The 18,820-nt window shown below is 46.1% G+C and carries 15 protein-coding genes and 2 tRNA genes; 3 read left to right on the top strand and 14 right to left on the bottom strand.

What is annotated here, in order from left to right; translation table 11 throughout:
- Positions 1–96 precede the first annotated feature (96 nt).
- From DW819_RS05700 to DW819_RS05680, 5 genes are all read right to left on the bottom strand, one after another.
- Complete coding sequence (locus DW819_RS05700) at positions 97–2,097, bottom strand: NAD(P)/FAD-dependent oxidoreductase (protein WP_118732452.1); 2,001 nt, start codon at positions 2,095–2,097, stop codon at positions 97–99.
- Positions 2,098–2,228: 131 nt separating this feature from the next.
- Positions 2,229–4,142, bottom strand: a complete 1,914-nt coding sequence (locus DW819_RS05695) for an ABC transporter ATP-binding protein (RefSeq protein ID WP_243025624.1) — start codon at positions 4,140–4,142, stop codon at positions 2,229–2,231.
- 4 nt (positions 4,143–4,146) lie between these two features.
- Complete coding sequence (locus tag DW819_RS05690) at positions 4,147–5,880, bottom strand: ABC transporter ATP-binding protein (protein ID WP_118732450.1); 1,734 nt, start codon at positions 5,878–5,880, stop codon at positions 4,147–4,149.
- Between the two features lie 67 nt (positions 5,881–5,947).
- Positions 5,948–6,382, bottom strand: coding sequence for a MarR family winged helix-turn-helix transcriptional regulator (locus tag DW819_RS05685; RefSeq protein WP_118732449.1), 435 nt, complete (start codon positions 6,380–6,382; stop codon positions 5,948–5,950).
- 92 nt (positions 6,383–6,474) lie between these two features.
- Positions 6,475–7,347 carry an NAD(P)/FAD-dependent oxidoreductase gene (locus DW819_RS05680; RefSeq protein ID WP_118732448.1) on the bottom strand — a complete coding sequence of 291 codons (873 nt, stop codon included), beginning with the start codon at positions 7,345–7,347 and terminating at the stop codon, positions 6,475–6,477.
- A gap of 197 nt (positions 7,348–7,544) precedes the next feature.
- Here DW819_RS05680 and DW819_RS05675 point away from each other — a divergent pair.
- Both DW819_RS05675 and DW819_RS05670 read left to right on the top strand, forming a co-directional pair.
- Positions 7,545–7,628, top strand: a tRNA-Leu gene (locus DW819_RS05675).
- A gap of 5 nt (positions 7,629–7,633) precedes the next feature.
- Positions 7,634–7,717 (top strand) — tRNA-Leu (locus tag DW819_RS05670).
- A gap of 101 nt (positions 7,718–7,818) precedes the next feature.
- Here DW819_RS05670 and DW819_RS05665 read toward each other — a convergent pair.
- Genes DW819_RS05665 through DW819_RS05625 form a run of 9 tightly spaced genes read right to left on the bottom strand, consistent with a single transcriptional unit; the run spans position 7,819 to position 16,692 of the window.
- Positions 7,819–8,772 (bottom strand): 2-keto-3-deoxygluconate permease, encoded by a 954-nt coding sequence (locus tag DW819_RS05665; protein ID WP_118732447.1) that lies wholly within the window; start codon positions 8,770–8,772, stop codon positions 7,819–7,821.
- A 29-nt stretch (positions 8,773–8,801) separates the two neighbouring features.
- A complete protein-coding gene (gene dapA / locus DW819_RS05660; RefSeq protein WP_118732446.1) occupies positions 8,802–9,698 on the bottom strand; it encodes a 4-hydroxy-tetrahydrodipicolinate synthase in 897 nt (298 codons plus the stop codon).
- Between the two features lie 41 nt (positions 9,699–9,739).
- The gene (locus tag DW819_RS05655) at positions 9,740–10,186 is read right to left on the bottom strand and encodes a YhcH/YjgK/YiaL family protein (protein ID WP_118732445.1); all 447 of its coding nucleotides are present in this window, start codon (positions 10,184–10,186) and stop codon (positions 9,740–9,742) included.
- 9 nt (positions 10,187–10,195) lie between these two features.
- A complete protein-coding gene (locus tag DW819_RS05650; protein WP_118732444.1) occupies positions 10,196–11,356 on the bottom strand; it encodes a sialidase family protein in 1,161 nt (386 codons plus the stop codon).
- Positions 11,357–11,375: 19 nt separating this feature from the next.
- Positions 11,376–12,659: a TRAP transporter large permease gene (locus DW819_RS05645; protein ID WP_118732443.1), complete on the bottom strand. Its 1,284-nt coding sequence runs from the start codon at positions 12,657–12,659 to the stop codon at positions 11,376–11,378.
- 20 nt (positions 12,660–12,679) lie between these two features.
- Positions 12,680–13,165 carry a TRAP transporter small permease subunit gene (locus tag DW819_RS05640; RefSeq protein WP_118732442.1) on the bottom strand — a complete coding sequence of 162 codons (486 nt, stop codon included), beginning with the start codon at positions 13,163–13,165 and terminating at the stop codon, positions 12,680–12,682.
- 9 nt (positions 13,166–13,174) lie between these two features.
- Complete coding sequence (locus DW819_RS05635) at positions 13,175–14,458, bottom strand: four-carbon acid sugar kinase family protein (protein WP_118732441.1); 1,284 nt, start codon at positions 14,456–14,458, stop codon at positions 13,175–13,177.
- A 5-nt stretch (positions 14,459–14,463) separates the two neighbouring features.
- Positions 14,464–15,516 (bottom strand): 4-hydroxythreonine-4-phosphate dehydrogenase PdxA, encoded by a 1,053-nt coding sequence (pdxA, locus tag DW819_RS05630; protein ID WP_118732440.1) that lies wholly within the window; start codon positions 15,514–15,516, stop codon positions 14,464–14,466.
- A 21-nt stretch (positions 15,517–15,537) separates the two neighbouring features.
- Positions 15,538–16,692: an iron-containing alcohol dehydrogenase gene (locus tag DW819_RS05625; protein ID WP_118732439.1), complete on the bottom strand. Its 1,155-nt coding sequence runs from the start codon at positions 16,690–16,692 to the stop codon at positions 15,538–15,540.
- 179 nt (positions 16,693–16,871) lie between these two features.
- Between DW819_RS05625 and DW819_RS05620 the strand changes: the two genes are divergently transcribed.
- Positions 16,872–18,671: a sigma-54-dependent transcriptional regulator gene (locus DW819_RS05620; protein WP_118732438.1), complete on the top strand. Its 1,800-nt coding sequence runs from the start codon at positions 16,872–16,874 to the stop codon at positions 18,669–18,671.
- The last annotated feature ends 149 nt before the right edge of the window (positions 18,672–18,820 follow it).

Below are 18,820 nucleotides of genomic sequence, written 5' to 3'. Positions count from 1 at the left end.
CCCCTTTCACTTAAATAACACTCTTATTTTTATATCACGCATGCAGCGCAAATACAACCATTTCCGGTTCCGGGTGCGTAACCCTGAATTTCAAGGTTACAGATAGTCGTGCCGCTCAAGAACACTTAAAATATTTCTTCCCTCTTCGGTTCCCTCTATGATCCTGCGCGCACGCTTGCTGTCACCGATGTTTATGATCTCGACATTGGTATCTGAAAAGGTCTCTTCAAGCTCTTTTAATACCGGTGTGCTGGCTTTCATGCCCAGGCAGATAAAACCATAATCGAAGGGAAGCTCTTTGATTTCATCCTGCGGTGTTTTTACGATAAACCGGTCATTTCTGACCTCCTGGAGCATCGTATTCACCACCTGTTCCACCTGATATTTTTTCAGTTTTGCATGGATGTCACATCTGGAAACCGGGTCGAGTCCGTTTCCGATCATTGGAAGCATCTCAACCATGGATACCCGTGCTCCGCGCTCCGTGAAGAATTCCATGACATCCAGGCCAACTGCCCCGCCTCCGATGATCACAACCTTCCTGTCTTCCATATGCTCCGGATATTCCGGAATCCGCTCGATCATTTTTAACACGGTTGCAACATGACTGTCCTCTTTGTCAACAAGCTCGTGAAGTCCCCGGATCGGCGGCAGAGTCGGTTCAGATCCGGTTGCATTCACAATGATGTCCGGATTCAGGCTTTTCACAAGCTCTGTGGTTGCCTGCGTGTTGCAGAATACAAACAGGTTGTGCAGCTTTGCTGCCCGGCGGATCAGGTACTGCGGAAATTCTCCAAGTCGTTTTTTGTCCGGAATTTTTGAGATCACCGATGCAAGACCACCCAGCTCTGCTTTTTTTTCAATCAAAAACGTCGTACAGCCGACCTCCGCAGCGGTGCATGCCGCTTCCAGACCTGCGGTACCACCTCCGATGACAACGACATTGCAGGGCTTTTTGATTTTATGCTTTATATAGTCTTCCCCACTGTTTACAGCCGGATTGACGGTGCAGCGGATGGGCTGGTTCAGGCCGATGCGGTGTCCCGCACAGCCGATGTTGCAGGAAATACAGCTGCGAAGATCACATTCGTTTCCATATTCTACCTTGTTGACCCATTCCGGCTCCGCGATCAGGCCGCGTCCCATGCCAATAAAATCTGCATCCCCCTTCGCAAGGATTTCCTCCGCGATCTGTGGATGACGGATATTTCCGACAGCAATGCAGGGTTTCCCGAATTTTTCCTTCACAGCTCTTGCCATATAAGAACGCCAGCCGTCCGGGAGATAATTTGCATCTATCTGGTACTGGATGGAACCATTCAGGCCACAGGAAACATCAAAGACATCCACTTCTTTTTCCAGGTATTCCAGATAAGCCAAGGTGTCCTCCAGTGTATTTCCGCCCTCCATAAGCTCATCCGCGCTGATGCGCAGGAAAATCGGGAAATGCGGCCCGACCTGTTTTCGAACTGCCTCCAGGATCATATGCGCAAAGCGGGTACGGTTTTCAGCGGAACCGCCAAATTCATCTGTCCGTTTGTTGTAGATCGGAGAAAGGAACTGGCTGATCAGGTAGGAATGGCCCGCATGGATCTCGACTGCGTCAAAGCCACAAATCTGTGCACGTCTGGCAGCTTCTGCATATTTACGGACAATATGCAGGATTTCTTCCTTTGTCAGAGGCCTCGGGATTTCACCACCTTCCTTAGAAGGCACATCTGAGGCAGAAACCGGCTGCATTCCGATACGGGATGACATGGCAGACGCACCCGCGTGATTGATCTGTATGGCGATGCAGGCTCCGTGCTTATGAACATTTTCGCATAGCTTATACAGGCGTGGTATGTAATTGTCCGAATCTATGCGCAGCTGGGTCGTTCCGTTGGAGCCCTGCGGAGAATCCACACTGGCATTTTCAACGATCAGCAGTCCGGTACCGCCTTTTGCCCGCTGTTCATAGTAATTGATGTGCAGAAAGCTCATTTCTCCGTTCTGCTCTCCAAAATTGGTGCCCATCGGCATCATCACAATTCTGTTTTTTACAGTCATATGACGAATGGTCACGGGACTGAAAATATGCTGGTATTTGTTTTTCATGATATACTCCGTTGTAATTTGATATCTACAATGTAAGCCAAATGATAAAAAAATACCAATTCGTTTTATTCAAAAAACCCATAGATTTCGTCTATGGGTTTTTCATGCTCTTCGATTCTTTTCTATTCTTTTTACTCCAGCTCAAATGCTCCGGTATACAGCTGATAGTATGTTCCCTTCTGGGCGATCAGATCTTCGTGGTCACCACGCTCGATGATACGTCCGTGATCCAGAACCATGATGGCCTTACTGTTTCGGATAGTCGACAGACGGTGCGCAATGACGAGTACGGTCCTGCCCTCCATCAGATTGTCCATACCCTGCTGTACCAGTGCCTCGGTACGGGTATCGATGGAGCTGGTGGCCTCATCCAGGATCATGGCAGGCGGATCTGCCACAGCTGCGCGGGCAATGGAGATCAGCTGGCGCTGTCCCTGGGAAAGGCTTGCGCCGTTTCCGGTCAGCATGGTATTGTAGCCGTCCGGCAGGCGGGTGATGAAGCTGTCCGCATTGGCCAGCTTTGCTGCCGCGATACATTCTTCATCCGTTGCGTCCAGACGTCCGTAGCGGATATTGTCCATGACGGTTCCGGTAAACAGATTTACCTCCTGCAGCACCACACCGAGAGATCGGCGCAGGTCTGCCTTGCAGATCTTGTTGATGTTGATGCCGTCGTAGCGGATCTTGCCGTCCGGGATATCGTAAAAACGGTTGATCAGATTTGTGATGGTGGTTTTTCCTGCACCGGTTGCACCTACGAACGCGATCTTCTGTCCCGGCTTCGCGAACAGGGATACATCATGCAGCACCAGTTTCTCCGGCACATAGCCGAAATCCACATGCTCCAGACGGATATCACCCTTTAACTCGGTGTAGGTGACAGTACCGTCCGGACGCGGATACTTCCATGCCCAGATATGCGTCGGATGATCGGCCTCCATCAGTTCACCGTTCTCATCGTGCTTCGCATTGACCAGGGTAACAAAGCCCTCATCCGCCTCCGGCTGCTCATCAATGAGTTCGAAAATACGGCCTGCACCTGCAAGGCCCATGGCGATCAGTGCTACCTGGTTGGAGCTCTGTCCCACAGTCTGGGCCAGCTGTCTGGACATGCCTAAGAACGTGATGATAATTCCGACGGATACCGGACTAAAGCCTCTCCAGGTCAGATTCGGTGCCTGAAAATAAACCATCAGGCCGCCAACAATGGCAAGAACCACATACATCAGGTTGCCCATATTGCCAAGGATCGGCATCAGGGCATTACCATACTGGTTTGCTGTCTTGCTGTCCTCAAACAGCTTTTCGTTGTATTTTAAGAAATCCTGCTTTGCCTCTTCCTCGTGACAGAAAACCTGGACCACCTTCTGGCCTGCCATCATCTCCTCCACAAAGCCCTCTTCTGCTGCCAGGGAGCGCTGCTGGAACATCATGTATCTGGAGCTCATGCCACCGAATTTTTTCGTCACGGTCAGCATGCCAACCACAAACAGGCAGACTACAACAAACATCGGAATGCTGAAGCGGGTCATCATGACGATCATTACAAGGATGGTCAGGATCGACTGAACCAGCATCGGCATGCTCTGGCTGACCATCATACGGATGGCATCGGTATCGTTGGTGTAGGTACTCATGATGTCGCCGTGGGCGTGGGTGTCAAAATACTTGACCGGAAGGGTCTGCATCCTGGTAAACATATCCACACGGAAATTTTTTAAAGTTCCCTGGGTTACCGTTGCCATGATGCGGGTGTAGATCAGGGATGCCAGCACGCCCACCGCGTAGATCACAGCCATGCTTGTGAAGATGGAGCGCATCTGCGGCCATACACTGTCCATGCCGCTCTCCACGCCCGGAAGAATGCACTGGTCGATCAGTATCTGGATATAAACCGTCTGTCCAACGGAAGCCACTGCAGTCACAATGATACAGATGATAACTGTGATCAGATGTACCCGGTAATGGGAAAACAGATATGCCATCAGGCGCTTAAAGGTGCCCGGACGGATGCCGGAGCCGTTTGCGTTATTCATTCGTCTCATCCCTTTACGCCTCCTTACTCTTAGTCTGGGAATCAAAGATCTCCCGGTAAATTCCATTTAATGTCACCAGTTCATCATGATTGCCCTGCTCAACAATACGTCCGCCGTCCAGAACCAGGATAAAATCCGCATCCTGCACGGAGGAAATACGCTGTGCGATGATGATCTTGGTGGTGTCCGGAAGCTCTTCGCGGAATGCCTTGCGGATGAGGGCATCGGTCTTGGTATCCACCGCAGAGGTAGAATCATCCAGGATCAGAATACGCGGTTTTTTCAGTAAAGCCCTCGCGATACAAAGACGCTGCTTCTGTCCGCCGGAAACATTGGTACCCCCACGTTCAATGTAGGTGTCGTAGCCATTCGGAAACTGACTGACAAACTCATCGGCCTGGGCCAGCCTGCAGGCATGAAGAATTTCTTCATCTGTCGCATTCTTGTTGCCCCAGCGCATATTCTCCTTAATGGTGCCAGAAAACAGCACGTTTTTCTGAAGCACAACCGCAACCGCGTCACGTAAGGATTCCAGATCGTATTCCCGGACATCCTTTCCCGCTACCCTCACGCTTCCCTCTGTCACATCGTACAGACGGGAGATCAGCTGGATCAGGGTGGTCTTGGAAGAACCGGTTCCGCCGATGATGCCTACGGTAGCACCGGACGGAATATGCAGGTCAATGTCAGCCAGCGCGAACTTCCTGCTCTTCTCGGAATATTTAAAGGAAACATGGTCGAAATCCACGCTTCCGTCTGCCACCTGCTTCTCACCATTTTCCGGGGAAGTCAGGGAGCTTTCGTGGGTCAGCACCTCCGCGATACGCTCTGCGCACTCAGATGCCATGGTGGTCATGATGAATACCATGGAGAGCATCATCACACATATCAGAATCTGCACGCCGTAGGTGATCAGGGACGACAGCTGTCCGGTGGTCAGCTCCGTTGCGCCGGTGTTGACGATGATCCGCGCGCCAAGGTAATATACCAGGAACATGGACAGATACATGCAGAACATCATGGTCGGATTGTTGAAGGCAAGGATTTTCTCAACAAAGGTAAAATCCTTGCATACATCCTCTGCTGCCCTGTCAAACTTCTCGGTTTCATAGGACTCGCGGACAAAGGACTTTACCACACGGATACCGGCTACATTCTCCTGCACGGAGTTGTTTAAGGCATCATACTTTTTAAAGATCCTCTTAAAGATCGGATGCACATGCACGGCAATGCCGAACAGCACTCCCGCCAGGATCGGCAGGATACATAAGAAAATCAGCGCCATCTTCACGTTGATGGTCATTGCCATGATCACGGAAAAGAAAATCATAAGCGGGGTACGAACGGCCAGACGGATTAACATCTGGTAAGCGTTCTGTACGTTGGTGACATCTGTTGTCATACGGGTCACCAGGGATGATGCGGAAAATTTATCGATATCCGCAAACGCAAAATCCTGAATCTTAAAATACATATCCTGCCTTAGGTTTTTTGCAAAACCACAGGATGCCTCAGCCGCATTGCGCGCGGCCAGCACACCAAAGCCCAGAGATATGGTTGCCATGACCAGAAGGATCAGGCCATATTTTAAGATTGGTGTCATAGTATCGGCAGACAGATGGTCGATCAGCTTTGACATCACCAGCGGGATTATACACTCAAGCACAACCTCGCCTGCCACAAAAAGCGGTGATAAAAGAGACTGGCGTTTGTACTGCCGTACACTTTTCAGTAAAGTTTTAATCACTACATTTCCTCCTTGTTACACTTGTAAATTAGTTTGTTGCTGCTCACGCATACGTGCCTGACAACCATTACTTCGCCAGATTTTTCAGCATCTTGTCTGTCACAGAAAAAAAGACCTGCATCTCCTCATCGGAAATCCCTGCAGTGAGCTTCTGATTCAGCTCCTCCAGGCCTTTGAGTACGCAGTCTTTGTATTGCAGTGCTTCCTCAGTCACCACGATTTTCTTTTTTCTGGCATCATAGGGCACCGGTTCCTTCCGGATCAGTCCCCGCTGCTCCAGCTCCTTTAAAAGTGCCGTAGCGGTCGGCGGTCTGAGACCGAATTCCTCCTCGATATCTTTCTGGAAGATATCAATTTTCGTATGCGCCAGGAGAAAATGAAGTGTGCGCCCCTGTGCTCCGCTGAACATACCGGAGCCAAAGGCCGCACACATTTCTCTGCTGATTCCGTTTGACAGACGTTTGATGCTTCGCATGGCAATTCGTTCTTCCTGCTGTTTCATTGCACCTCACGATCATTGCGTCTTTTTTATTTAGCTTCCTAAGTATTTTAGGGCGTAATCACCAATTTGTCAATCAGAAAATTGTGAACTTTTTATGAAACTACGGAGCGGCGTTTCTGGTCCAGGTAGGAAACGGCAGACAATGCCGCTATATTCCCCTGCCCCGCGGACTTGATATACTGATAAGGCCGTCCGGCAATATCACCGCAGGCAAAGCATCCGGGCACATTCGTCTCCATCTGCAGGTTCACAGCTACATGGTTTCCATCCATCTGTAAGCCCGGCACCAGATTCTTCGGAGACACGCTCTCTCTTAAAATGAAGACACCATCCACCGGATAGCTGTTCTCCTTTGTCAACAGAGTATCCGCCTTCATGCCGCCGCTAATCTCCTTTGGAACTTCCTTCACTACCGTAATCTTTTCCGAAACCTCCACCGGTTCTTTATACATCGGAAAATAATAAACCTTCTGCGCGATATCGGCCAGAAAATCCGCCTCGGTCTCCTCGGATTTCTGATAAGCGATCACCGCCACGGTGGCTCCGCGGTAAAGAGGCGCATCACAGGTGGCACAGTAGCTAACGCCTCGTCCTAAGAACTCCTCCTCGCCCGGAAGCGGCTTTCCGAAATTCACGCCGGTAGCCAGAATCACTGCATCCGCCTCACAGATCTCCTGTCCCACCTGCAGGGAAAAAGAATCTCCCATGGGATAGATCAGATTTACCCGCTCCTCCACAATGGGAACCTGCATCCGGTCAATGTGCTCCTCAAAAGCCCTGCCCAGCTCCGCCCCGCTGATATCCGGGAAGCCCAGATAATTCTGGATCTCCTGAGCCTTCTGAACCTTGCTGCTTAAATCCCTGCTTCCCACTAAAAGAATCTTTTTTTTGCGGATGGCTGCCGTAACTGCAGCGGAAAGTCCTGCCGGGCCGGTGCCGATGATGGCGATATCGTAACGTTCCATAGAATCGTAATCTCCTTTGTGTGTATTATAAACTACATGTTCTTTTCTATTATATACCATCCATACCCGGTTTCAAAAGTTGAAATTTTTTCATTTTTTGAAACCAGGCATTCTGATAAACTTTTCAAATTTTTTCAAAAATTCCGAAAAAAGTGCTTGCATACTTTTCACTTTTATAGTATAGTATATTCTTGTCGGCGGGAGTGCTGGAATTGGCAGACAGGCTAGACTAAGGATCTAGTGGCAGTTATGTCGTGTGGGTTCAAGTCCCATCTCCCGCAGGTATGCAGAAGTGGCGGAATTGGCAGACGCGCACGGTTCAGGTCCGTGTGGTAGCAATACCTTGAGGGTTCGACTCCCTTCTTCTGCATTGCAGAAAATGAGCCATCGCACAAAATTGTGCGGTGGCTCTTCTTTTATTATATCGTATGTGCATAAAGAGGCCGCCGCATTTGCGACAGCCCCTTCTTCTTATACCGTTGCTTTTTCTTTTTTATTTGTTAGTCCATACAAAAAGGTTACCATCATCGGGCAAAGAATCGCTGTTACAATAATTGCCGCCGAAATCTGAGCGGTCGCAGCATCGCTGATCTGCGTGCTGATAACACCTGCTGCTGCAAGTGCTGCCGGAGTTGCTGCAGCATTTCCTGCTGTGGAACTAACTGCTGCCCCAAGTGCCGGTACTTTCATTCTCAAAAGCTTATATACCAGGAATCCTGCCATTCCGGTAATCAAAGTACCACATACACCCAGCATAATTCCAGGGATTCCTGCTTTTGCAAAGGAGGACAGGGTCAGATTTGCACCAAGTGGGAAAGCAAAAAACGGAATCAGCATCGTTGCACCTGGTTCACAGAATTTGCGAATCTCCGCGTCCAGATTTCCAAGGATAACACCTGCAAGAATCGGAACCACACATCCTGCAAGTGTATTCAGTGGAACGGAGTAACCAGCTGCTCCCAGCGCCAGCATCGTGAAAAACGGACCATCATTTAATGCCAGAATTGATACTGCACCAACATCGGTTCCATCTCCGTACTCTCCTGCCAAAGCTGCATAAATTCCTCCGTTTGAATTGGAAAAACATGCAATAATCGCAATCGGAGCAATTCCAAAGATTCCATTTTCTCCAAATATCATTCCAACTAACAAACCACACGCCATTCCAGACAATACCTTGGCGGCTGTCAAGACAACACCCTTATAAACCGTAACACCGGCCTCTTTGAAGTTGATCGTTGTTCCATTACAAAACAGAAAGGCTGCAAGCAAAGACATGGATCCACCCTTCCAGAGCGAATAGGTAAATGTGCCATCAAAATAGGCAAATACCTGCGGAAAGAATGTATTTACCAGACATCCAAGAAGGAGCGGAACAATCATCAGACCTCCCGGGATTTTTTTTACGGTTTCCATGATTTTCATAATTGAATCTCTCCAAACTGTTTTTTCTCTTAGTTCTTTTTGTAGTCAGCATAATAGGTATTGATGGTGTCCAGAATTGCTTTCTTTGCATCCTCTCCAACCATACCAAACGGCTTTCTGCACGGACCTACTGGATGCCCCATCAGATTGGTTGCGCATTTTACGATGGAGTTCGGATTGCCGTACTTAAAGCAATCACGAATCGGTGCAATGGATGCCTGTGCTTTCTTTGCGCCTTCGATATCTCCTGCCAGATATTTCTGGTAAATACTTACCATAATCTCCGGAAGAATATTTGCGATTGCAGTGATTCCACCCTTTCCACCTGCCATCAGTGTATATAAAATCAGAGCATCATTACCGGAAAGCACTGCAAAATCCTTGTCTTTTGTTGCGTCGATGTACTGCAAAATGTTGTTGAAGTTTCCGCTGGAATCCTTGACACCGGCAATGTTTTTGATATCCGCCAGCTTTCCTACGGTTGCAGGAGCCAGTGCAGCACCGGTACGTGCTGGAATGTTATACATAACGATCGGAAGATCTACTGCCTCAGCAACGGCTTTATAGTGTGCATACAGCTCGTCCTGGCTGATTGCTGCGAAATATGGAGTGATAACGGATAAAACATCTACTCCAATCTCCTGTGCTTTCTTAGACAGAGCAATGGTTTCTGCGGTGCTGACACAGCCAGTACCTGCATATACCGGTACACGTCCCTTTGCTTCCTCTACGAAAATTTCCATCACTCGAACTTTCTCGTCAAAGCTCAAGATGTAAAACTCACCATTGGTACCAAGGCAGAAAATACCGTCACAGCCAGCCTCAATCTCACGATTGATCTGATTTCTCATCTCTGTTTCGTTCAGGCTCCCATCCTCAAACATCGGGGTCTGCATTGCAGCAATAATGCCTTTAATTTCTGTCATCACTTTTTCCTCCAAATTTTTTCTTTCTATCGTCTTTGTTCCTAGTTCGGAAGACGCAGTTTCATCACTGCTTTTACATAGTGATGCTGCTCTCCGGTATGAGAAACCGCTTTATGTCCATCCTGAGGGAAGGCTGCAAAGAACATTCCCTCAGAAATCAGAACCACATGCTTTTTTTCTCCATCCAGACGTTCCTGATCTTTTTCTTTATTATAAGGAATCACGGAATTTAATTTATGATACTCCTCCCAGGCAAGTTCCTCACAACCACGCAGCATGATCTGAACATCCACATAGTTGCGATGCGCCTCAAAGGTTCCTTCTTCCATCGGTTTGGTATCGCCTTCCTGAATCATAAGGAAACCACCTTCAAATTCATATCTTCCGGTCTCCAAAGATGGAAGGGCTTCCAATTTTTTTAGCCCATTGCTCAGTCCGGGAAGAATAGATTCATAATATTCGATGTTATCAATCTGATCTATGATCATAATCTTCTCCTATCTGCTCTGTGCAGCAGTCGGATTGTATAATCCTACAGTTTCACGCTTGCTGCCCATAACATCTTCTTCCCGAAAGCTTACATACTTGATTCCGATTCTGTTTTTATAAGCATAGGCAAGATGTATTCTTCCATCTTTTCCCTGCATCAGATATGGATATTCATACTGCTTATTGTTTGTGGTATTTTCTTCTCCCGAAAATCCCTCGCCGCGTTCCATCAGACGCACCAGCGGAAAAGTCTTACCACCATCCTCAGAAAGAGCAACTGCCACCGGACAGCGAAGTCCCGGCCATGCGACCTTTCCATATTCCGGATTTGGCACATGCGTTGGGTTGTATGCAATTGCCAGTCTTCCGCTCTGGAGCTTCAGAGCACTAATACTAGAATTGTTATTCGGAAGAACCGTCGGCTCCGGCTTGCTCCAGGTATCGCCGTTATCATCCGAATGACTAATATATACAAAATCTGCGAAACGACTTCTCATTAGGGCAATCAGCTTATCCGGCTCCAACTCTACTACATTGGCATGTACTGCACCGTTACTTTCCGGCATTTCAACCAGCTTCCAGTTCTTTCCCTGATCATCAGAAACGCGGAATGCTGTCGGATCGCCTTCCAGACCATTGACAGAGTCTGTACAAATCCAGTTTCCAAAAATCCATCTTCCGTTGGAAAGGACTTGAATCGGCTGTCTGCAAAAACTTCCTTCCTGCGGAAAAATCACTTCTGCCTCTCCCCAGGTTTTTCCTCCGTCAAAAGATTTCTGGCAGCGGATAATAGAAGTAAACTGCATATTATCTTTGCCCTCTACACGGTCAAGCTGCGCAGTGTACATACACCATACTGCTCCATCCGGTCCCATGAATAAAGACGGATTCTGCTCACTTCTCTCGGAATCATAGGAAACTGCCACTGGCTCCTCCCAGTGATTGGATCCATGTTCTTTTCTCGCACATACGATGCTGATATCTTTGCTTCCCTCAAAAGAACCTGCAAACCAGGCACAAAGCATATCTCCATTCTCCAGCTCTAACAGCGCCGGTGCATGAGCTGTTGCATATTTTCCCGGAGGCACCATAGCCTCCAGGGTTCCCATATCATCATTTACATAAACGGTTCCATCCGGAGTTAATCCTCCAAGGTGTCTGTATTCCATCTTCATTATCCTCCAATTTTTATCGGTATGCCCATACACTTAACTGTGGAAAGAGCATATAAATCAAAATAATCGACGTCATTACGGCCCAGAACGGAAGTACTCTCTTCGCAATCGTCATCGGGTGTACCTTCGCGATCGGTGACATAATGTATAAAGATACTCCAAAAGGCGGAGTCAGGGATCCAATTGCTACGATACCAGACATACCGGCGCCATATACCATCGGGTCAATTCCAAAAGAGGCTGCAATTGGTGCTACAATCGGAACAATGATTGCAATCGGGTTCATGAACATCATACCAATGGACATGACTACAACCGATGCAATGATAAATGCGGTCGGAGTAGAAAGAACGCTAGTAATTGCTGCTGCGATTACTTCACCGCCATGGAACACATCCAGGAGGCTGGAAAATGCAACTGCAAATGCAAGCATCATAGCTACAGAAGCCACATTTTTTACAGAACCTTTAAATGCTTCCCATAATCCCTTTAAATCCAGAGATTTGTAAATAAACAACGCTACAAAACAAGCATATACCACGGAAATTGCGGCTGCCTCTACAACACTGAGTAAGTTAGAGAAAATACCTCCAAGGATGATAACCGGGGAAAGAAGACCCCAAATAGAAGTACCAACAACCTTTGCAAAACCTTCTGCTTTTAATGTTTCATAAGCTTTTCTGGATTTTTCCATATCTCCTGTATCTTTTCTGCAGTGAATCAAGGTCAGTGCCAGAAGAACAATGGCACAGGTAAATCCAATGACAGCACCCACTTTAAACATCTGACCCTCATCGGTTCCTGCCATTGCACAATACTGCAAAATTGCAGAACTTGGCGGAATGAGCTGTCCAAGAGAACCCGCCGCTGCAAGCATGGCAGCAAAAAATGCACGGTCATATCCATAATCAATCAGCATCGGAAGTACCATAGCACCAACCGCTGCCACAACTGCCATTCCGGATCCAGAGATCATTCCGTAAAAGATTGCAGTAAGCACTGCTACCATCGGAATACAGGAACGGCTTTTTCCTAAAAAGTACTGGAAAAATGCGAAGATCTGCTCGGTAAGTTTACCTTTTGACATGATATTACCGGATACTACAAAGAGCGCAATTGCTACATAAGTGCTCTTTCCAGCCGCCTTACAAAGCCATGAAACAATGTCCATCATGTTATACTGACTAAAGCCAGTTGCCATCGCCGGAATGATAAATGCTGCGCCATAAGATAAGGTCATGGAAAAGCCCAATCCCAGTAAAACCGTAAAGAATGATATAAAGATCAATGCTAACATAGTATGTATATCCTCCCGTATTACTCTGCCTTGGAAGCTTTTACTTCCATAATTTTCTGAACGTCACGAACGATATTAAGACCAAATCCCGCAATCGGAGCCAAATATACAATCCACAGCGGAAATCCTATTTTTCCCACACTTCCTTCTGCAAGTGTCTTTGTGACAAACTGAAAGCCGCCATAAACAATCATAACGGACATTACAATATCGATCACATACTGTACATAGTCCAGAACATTGTGCAATGCCTTTGGATACAAGTTAGTCAGTGCATCTACAATGATATTTGTGCCACGTTTTGTACAAAAGCTTGCACATAAAAACGCAACCCATGTGTATGCAAAATTTGCTAATTCTTCCGGTAAACCGGCTGCTGACGGATAAGCAAATTTAAAAATCGTATTTACAGTTTCCATGAATACCATAAAAATAATTCCGGCTGCAATTACATTCTCCTCTAATGCTTCAAAACCACCGAATCGTTTGTTCTGTGCTGTCTCCATAATTTCCCCTCAATTCTTCCTATAACTACTTGTTTCATCCATAACGGTATCATACATTTTCTGAAAAATGTTTTCTTCTCCGAATCCTCCGGATTTGGAAATCACCTGGATTCTTCGATCATGCCATCGCATGGCAGATAAAACAGCGCCCTTTCCGATCTCACAAATTGGAACCAGTTCCGTCACCCCAGTCAGACGCATGAATCCCATCAGCGTATCGCCTCCGGTCATGCACAGGGTTCCGTTCCAACCGCGCTCAATCATTCCGGCTGCAATCCATCCCAGTGTATCTGCAATTCCGAAGCGAACCTGATTGCTGTTTAAATTCATCCGTGCTGCATAATCCAGTGCACTTTCCTCGCCTGCCTCATCCAGAGTATCAATCAGATACCGATCATTGGAACTGATTTTTTCATAAATCTGATCCAGAAATATTGTTCCTGCTTCGGACTCTCTATACTGTGGTTCCAGCTTCTGTTCATTTTTTAAACACGCTGAAGAAAATCCGTGTTCTCTCGCATAAGCAAGCTGCTTTACGGTAATTTCATTTACGCTTCCACACAGAACCAAAAGTCCATTCGAATGCTGCATGTAATGTGGATTTCCACGTTCAAAATCAATTAACACCTCATACGCTGCAGCAAATCCTGCACATCCTGCGCACACATGATAATTGGTATGTTCTTTCAATCTTCCGGCAATCCGATACATATCATAATCCGTCTCTGCGTCAAACAAGAACACCGTTGGTTCTTTCTGTTCCCAATTTACATGTTCATAAGAAAAGATCGGTACCTTTTCCACATGAATATCATTTTGAATGTGAATCACATCTGCCACATCCGATTTGCATACCGGTTCAAATGGATCCTTTCCAAAAACACTCTCTTTAACCGGAATGCCATCAATATAATGCACACCACCTTTTGTTGTGCGTTTTAAAGATGGAAGCGCCGGGATGCAGTACGCAGTATGTTCTTCGTAGACATCCATAACCGCCTTGAGCTCTGCCCCGATATTTCCTCTGAGTCCAGAATCTGTTTTCTTGTACACATACTGAAATCCAGCTTTTCTTGCATTCACAGCAAGATGATAGACTCTCTGATAGGCCTCCCTCGGAGGAAGCGGCCGCGAGTCTGTATTGACGACAAGCAACCGATATTCCTCTTTCAAATCTTGAAAATCATACTGATAATCCGTAATAATTTTTGCCCGAATTCCCATCTTGGTAAATTGGATTCCGGTATCCAGTGCACCGGTAAAATCATCCGCAATAATCAGGAGCTTATCCATACGGATTACCCCCTCTTATTTCGTCTGCTCAATGCCATTTTGGAACCATATTCAATGGAATTGAGCAAACTTAATTCATTTGCATCTCCTTTTCTAGCATGGTCAAACGCAGTTCCGTGGTCTACGGAAACGCGAACGATCGGAAGTCCAAGTGTAATATTGATTCCTGCAACAGCATTCCACTGCTGTTTTTCTCTGTCGTATACAAACCCCTGCACCTTGGTCGGAATATGTCCCTGGTCATGGTACATGCACACAACAATGTCATACCAACCACCAATTGCCTGAGAAAATACTGTATCTGGCGGGCATGGTCCAATTGCATGAATCCCCTTCTCCTTTGCCTCGGCAATTGCAGGCTCAATTTCTTCGATTTCCTCTCTTCCAAACATTCCGTGCTCTCCACAGTGTGGATTCAGTCCGGCTACTGCTACTCTCGGTTCCCTGATGCCAAGATCCCGGCAAACTTCATCGGCCATTTCGATCACATCCAGAATCCGCTCTTTTTTGCAACGGTCACAAGCTTCCCGCAAAGAAACATGAGTAGATACATGTACCACGCGAAAATCATTATGTGCTAACATCATACAATATTTCTTGGTTCCGGTATAGTCTGCGTAAATTTCAGTATGTCCAGAATAATGATGGCCTGCCAGGTTGATCGCTTCCTTGCTGATTGCATTGGTAATCGTGCCATCCACCTCATCTGTCATTGCTAACTGAATGGCTTTTACTACATACTGAAATGCTGCCTCTCCGGCTTCCTTGCTGATCTTTCCAAGTTCAATTTCAGATGGATCCGACATCAGATGCATGTCATAGACATTCATCATTCCTTTCTCATAAACAGCATCCTCAACACGTTCAATCGCATGAATTTGAATCTGATTTTCCAGTCCGGTGCATGATAATGCCTGCTGCATCATACACGGATCTCCAATGACAATCGGTCTGCACATCTCATAGACACTATCATTTGCAAACGCTCTTGCCGTAATCTCAGGACCAGCGCCTGCCGGATCTCCCGCTGTAATTGCCAGAATCGGTAACTGTACCATGTTGTAATCCCCCTTTTCTTTTTATAAAACCTGAAGATAAATAGAACGAATATCCTCCAGCGTCAGCTCTTTGCGGTTGTTTACCAGAAGTCTGGTCTGCTTGCTTCCGGAATCTACCAGGAAATCCAGATCTTCCTTCTTCACACCAAAGCTGTATAAGTCCGTCGGAATTTCTGTGAATTTCACGATATCTGCAATCTGCTCGATCACATAATCTGCTTTTTTCTCAATGCTCTCTACAAACTTGGAAGGATTAATCACATCACAGATTTCTGCTAACTGTGTCGCACAAGCTTCTTTGTTCATCTTCATAACATGAGCAAATAAGATTGCATTGGATACGCCGTGCGGGATGTGATATTTTCCACCTAACGGGTAGGACAGTGCATGAACTGCGGTGGTACCACTTCCGGTAATTGCCACACCACCATAAAAAGCTCCCAGCATCATATTGCTCTTCGCTTCCATGTTATCCGGTTTGCAATAAGCCTCTCTGATGTTTTCAAAAATCAGCTTTGCACCAGCCAGTGCGTAGGTATTGCTTAATGGAGTTGCTTTTTTGGAGGTATAGCACTCTACTACATGAGCTAACGCATCCACTCCGGTTGCTGCCACGATGGACTTAGGTAACTTCTTAATCACCTGCGCATCCAGAATGACATAGTCCGGAATCATTGCAGTATTTACAATTCCTTTCTTTACTTCCTCTTCCGGAACAGCGACGATCGCATTGCAAGTAGCCTCAGATCCGGTTCCGCAAGTAGTCGGAATGGCCACGCTCTTCATCTGCTTTCTGCCAAGCGACGGATCGGCCAGAAGATCCTTTACAGAATAATCAGAACCCTTTAAGATAGAAACCAGCTTTGCTGCATCCATAACACTTCCGCCGCCAAAGGCTATAATCAGATCTCCTTCGCTGTTTTCTGCCTGGCTGCGAATCTTCTCTACGTCTTCATAAGACGGCTCTGGTCTTAAATCACTGAAGATTTCATAAGCGGTTCCCTGCTCTTTTAAGGTATCCAATAACAGATCCAGTAAACCTGCTCCAATAATTCCCTTATCTGTAAAAACAAGCACTTTTTTTGCCTGTTCTTTTTCAATGATTTCCTTTATGCTTTCTGCGATGCTCCCCTCTCCCGTATACAGTACAGACGGAATAATCAACTGATGTTTCACGATTTCCTTTCTCCTTTCGTTCTCTTTGAATGACCTTATCCTATCAGAATCCACCATTTTCAAACAGAAGTGAAAGACCTTACTTTGTTTTATTTTGAAACACTCATGTTTTTTTCGTTGTTTTTTCTTATTTTTTGCTTTAATATGAAACATATCAGATAAAACATAGGAGGTTATTTATGGAAAACATCCATTTTCTCGTCATTTCGCCCTATCGAGGCATGAACGAACTGGTTCACGAAGTTCTTCTCTCCGAGAATCAGGTACAGGCAGACTGTTATATCGCAAACTTAACCGAAGTTGATCATCTGCTCAATAAATTAAATCTACTCAACTATGATGCTATCATCTCCCGTGGGGGTACCGCTGATTATCTAAAAGAACGCACAACTCTCCCCGTTTACGATGTTGGAATTTGGTCACTCGATGCCCTTCGTACAATCCGCCTTGCCCAAAATTTTAATCAGTCTATGGCAATTGTTGGCTATGAAAACATCACCAGTCATGCCCGTATCTTATGCGAGCTTCTCGGCTATGATATTCCTATATATACAATCTGGAGCGAAGAGGATGCCATTACAAATATGAAACAGCTCAAAGAAATGGGAATTTCTGTTGTTGTCTGCGATGTCATTTCACGCAATCTGGCACTCTCCATGGGAATTACCCCTGTTCTCGTCACCAATGGTTATGAGTCCATACAAAACACCTTCCGTCAGGCGATTGCACTGACACAAAGTGCTCTGCAAAGCCGCCGGGAGTTCACGCAGCTTACCATGGCATTTCAAAACAGTCCCCTTGCCTGTACCATCTTTGATCGTTCGGGAAAAAGTATTGTGTCAAGCCTATCCGAATATGAAACCAAGATTCTTCTTCCATTTTTACAAGAACATTTTGAAGCATTATGGGAAAGTAAAGATTCTTCGCTGGAGTACAATCTCAAAGGTAATATCCTGCGCCTTACCTTGAAAAAATCTACCATGCGAAATACAACATATCTTTATGTGTACTCTGATTTAAAAGAGAAAAAAGAAATGCGAAAAATTGATGCGATTACAGAAAAAACAGCAGGAAATAATGCGATACTGGACTTTTCCTATTTTAACAGCACGCATAGTTTATCCAGCACCCGGGATCTTATCGAAAAATACAGTCATGTATCCACTCCTGTTTTGATTTCCGGAGAAAAAGGGACCGGAAAAGACTGGGCGGCTTACAACATTTATTGCAAAAGCAATTACCGAAACGCTATTTTTTATCAAATCGACTGCGCGTACGCCACAGAACGCAATTGGACCTATTTACTTACCCACCACGACTCTCCTCTGGCACATAACGGGCACAGCATTTATTTCAAACAGATGGAAACCATTCCTTCCCATATTTTCAGCCAGCTTCTTTCCTACATTGCAGATACACGTCTGGCTAGCAGAAACCGACTGTACTTTTCCTTTGCCACAAACAATGAAAATCATGATTCCAAACCGATTATCACCGGAATTACAAAGTTGTTTTCCTGCCTGTCTTTGCATCTTCCGCCGCTGAGAGAACGCCCAGATGATATTCCGTATCTCACCACACTCTACATCAATCGAATGAATGTGGAGCTTGGGAAGCAAATCATCGGGTTTGACAGCAAAGCCAGCCTGGCACTCAAACAGTTTCCATGGGAAGGAAATCTGCATCAGCTTCAACGAATTATTTATGAGTTGATGCTCATCACCACAGCTCCATATATTTCCTATGAAAATACCATGCGTCTTTTGCACAAGGAAACTGCCCTTTGGATATCCTCAGAACAAGCCGGTTATCAATTCGACTTAAATCAAACATTGGATCATATCACCTATGATGTCGTACGCATGATTCTAAAAGAAGAAAATAATAATCAAAGCAAAACTGCCCAACGACTCGGCATTGGACGAAGTACCTTATGGCGGATCCTGAAATCCCATTCTGATCCGGCAGAACCCGTCTAGTATAGGTATACAAATGCGATGTAAAAACAGAAGGAACAGTTGCCAAAGGAGCCCGCCGGTGGTGCATATTCTCCGATAATTTCATTCAAAGAAAAAATCACTCTGAGCGCTGGAAAGAAAATCATTCAGTATAACTGGTTTGCACCAAA

Source organism: Clostridium sp. AM33-3 (assembly GCF_003480315.1).
Taxonomy (GTDB): domain Bacteria; phylum Bacillota; class Clostridia; order Lachnospirales; family Lachnospiraceae; genus Brotaphodocola.
Note: the sequence above shows the minus strand (reverse complement) of the source record. Positions and strands in the feature narration are given on the sequence as shown.

Bases quoted from the DNA above. Each gene is read 5' to 3' on its own strand.
- DW819_RS05685 (WP_118732449.1), bottom strand. From the start codon at position 6,382: ATGAAACAGCAGGAAGAACGAATTGCCATGCGAAGCATCAAACGTCTG.
- DW819_RS05645 (WP_118732443.1), bottom strand. From the start codon at position 12,659: ATGTTAGCATTGATCTTTATATCATTCTTTACGGTTTTACTGGGATTG.
- DW819_RS05620 (WP_118732438.1), top strand. From the start codon at position 16,872: ATGGAAAACATCCATTTTCTCGTCATTTCGCCCTATCGAGGCATGAAC.
- DW819_RS05695 (WP_243025624.1), bottom strand. From the start codon at position 4,142: ATGAGACGAATGAATAACGCAAACGGCTCCGGCATCCGTCCGGGCACC.
- DW819_RS05700 (WP_118732452.1), bottom strand. From the start codon at position 2,097: ATGAAAAACAAATACCAGCATATTTTCAGTCCCGTGACCATTCGTCAT.
- DW819_RS05635 (WP_118732441.1), bottom strand. From the start codon at position 14,458: ATGGATAAGCTCCTGATTATTGCGGATGATTTTACCGGTGCACTGGAT.
- DW819_RS05640 (WP_118732442.1), bottom strand. From the start codon at position 13,165: ATGGAGACAGCACAGAACAAACGATTCGGTGGTTTTGAAGCATTAGAG.
- DW819_RS05680 (WP_118732448.1), bottom strand. From the start codon at position 7,347: ATGGAACGTTACGATATCGCCATCATCGGCACCGGCCCGGCAGGACTT.
- DW819_RS05665 (WP_118732447.1), bottom strand. From the start codon at position 8,772: ATGAAAATCATGGAAACCGTAAAAAAAATCCCGGGAGGTCTGATGATT.
- DW819_RS05650 (WP_118732444.1), bottom strand. From the start codon at position 11,356: ATGGAATACAGACACCTTGGAGGATTAACTCCGGATGGAACCGTTTAT.
- DW819_RS05655 (WP_118732445.1), bottom strand. From the start codon at position 10,186: ATGATCATAGATCAGATTGATAACATCGAATATTATGAATCTATTCTT.
- dapA (WP_118732446.1), bottom strand. From the start codon at position 9,698: ATGACAGAAATTAAAGGCATTATTGCTGCAATGCAGACCCCGATGTTT.
- pdxA (WP_118732440.1), bottom strand. From the start codon at position 15,516: ATGGTACAGTTACCGATTCTGGCAATTACAGCGGGAGATCCGGCAGGC.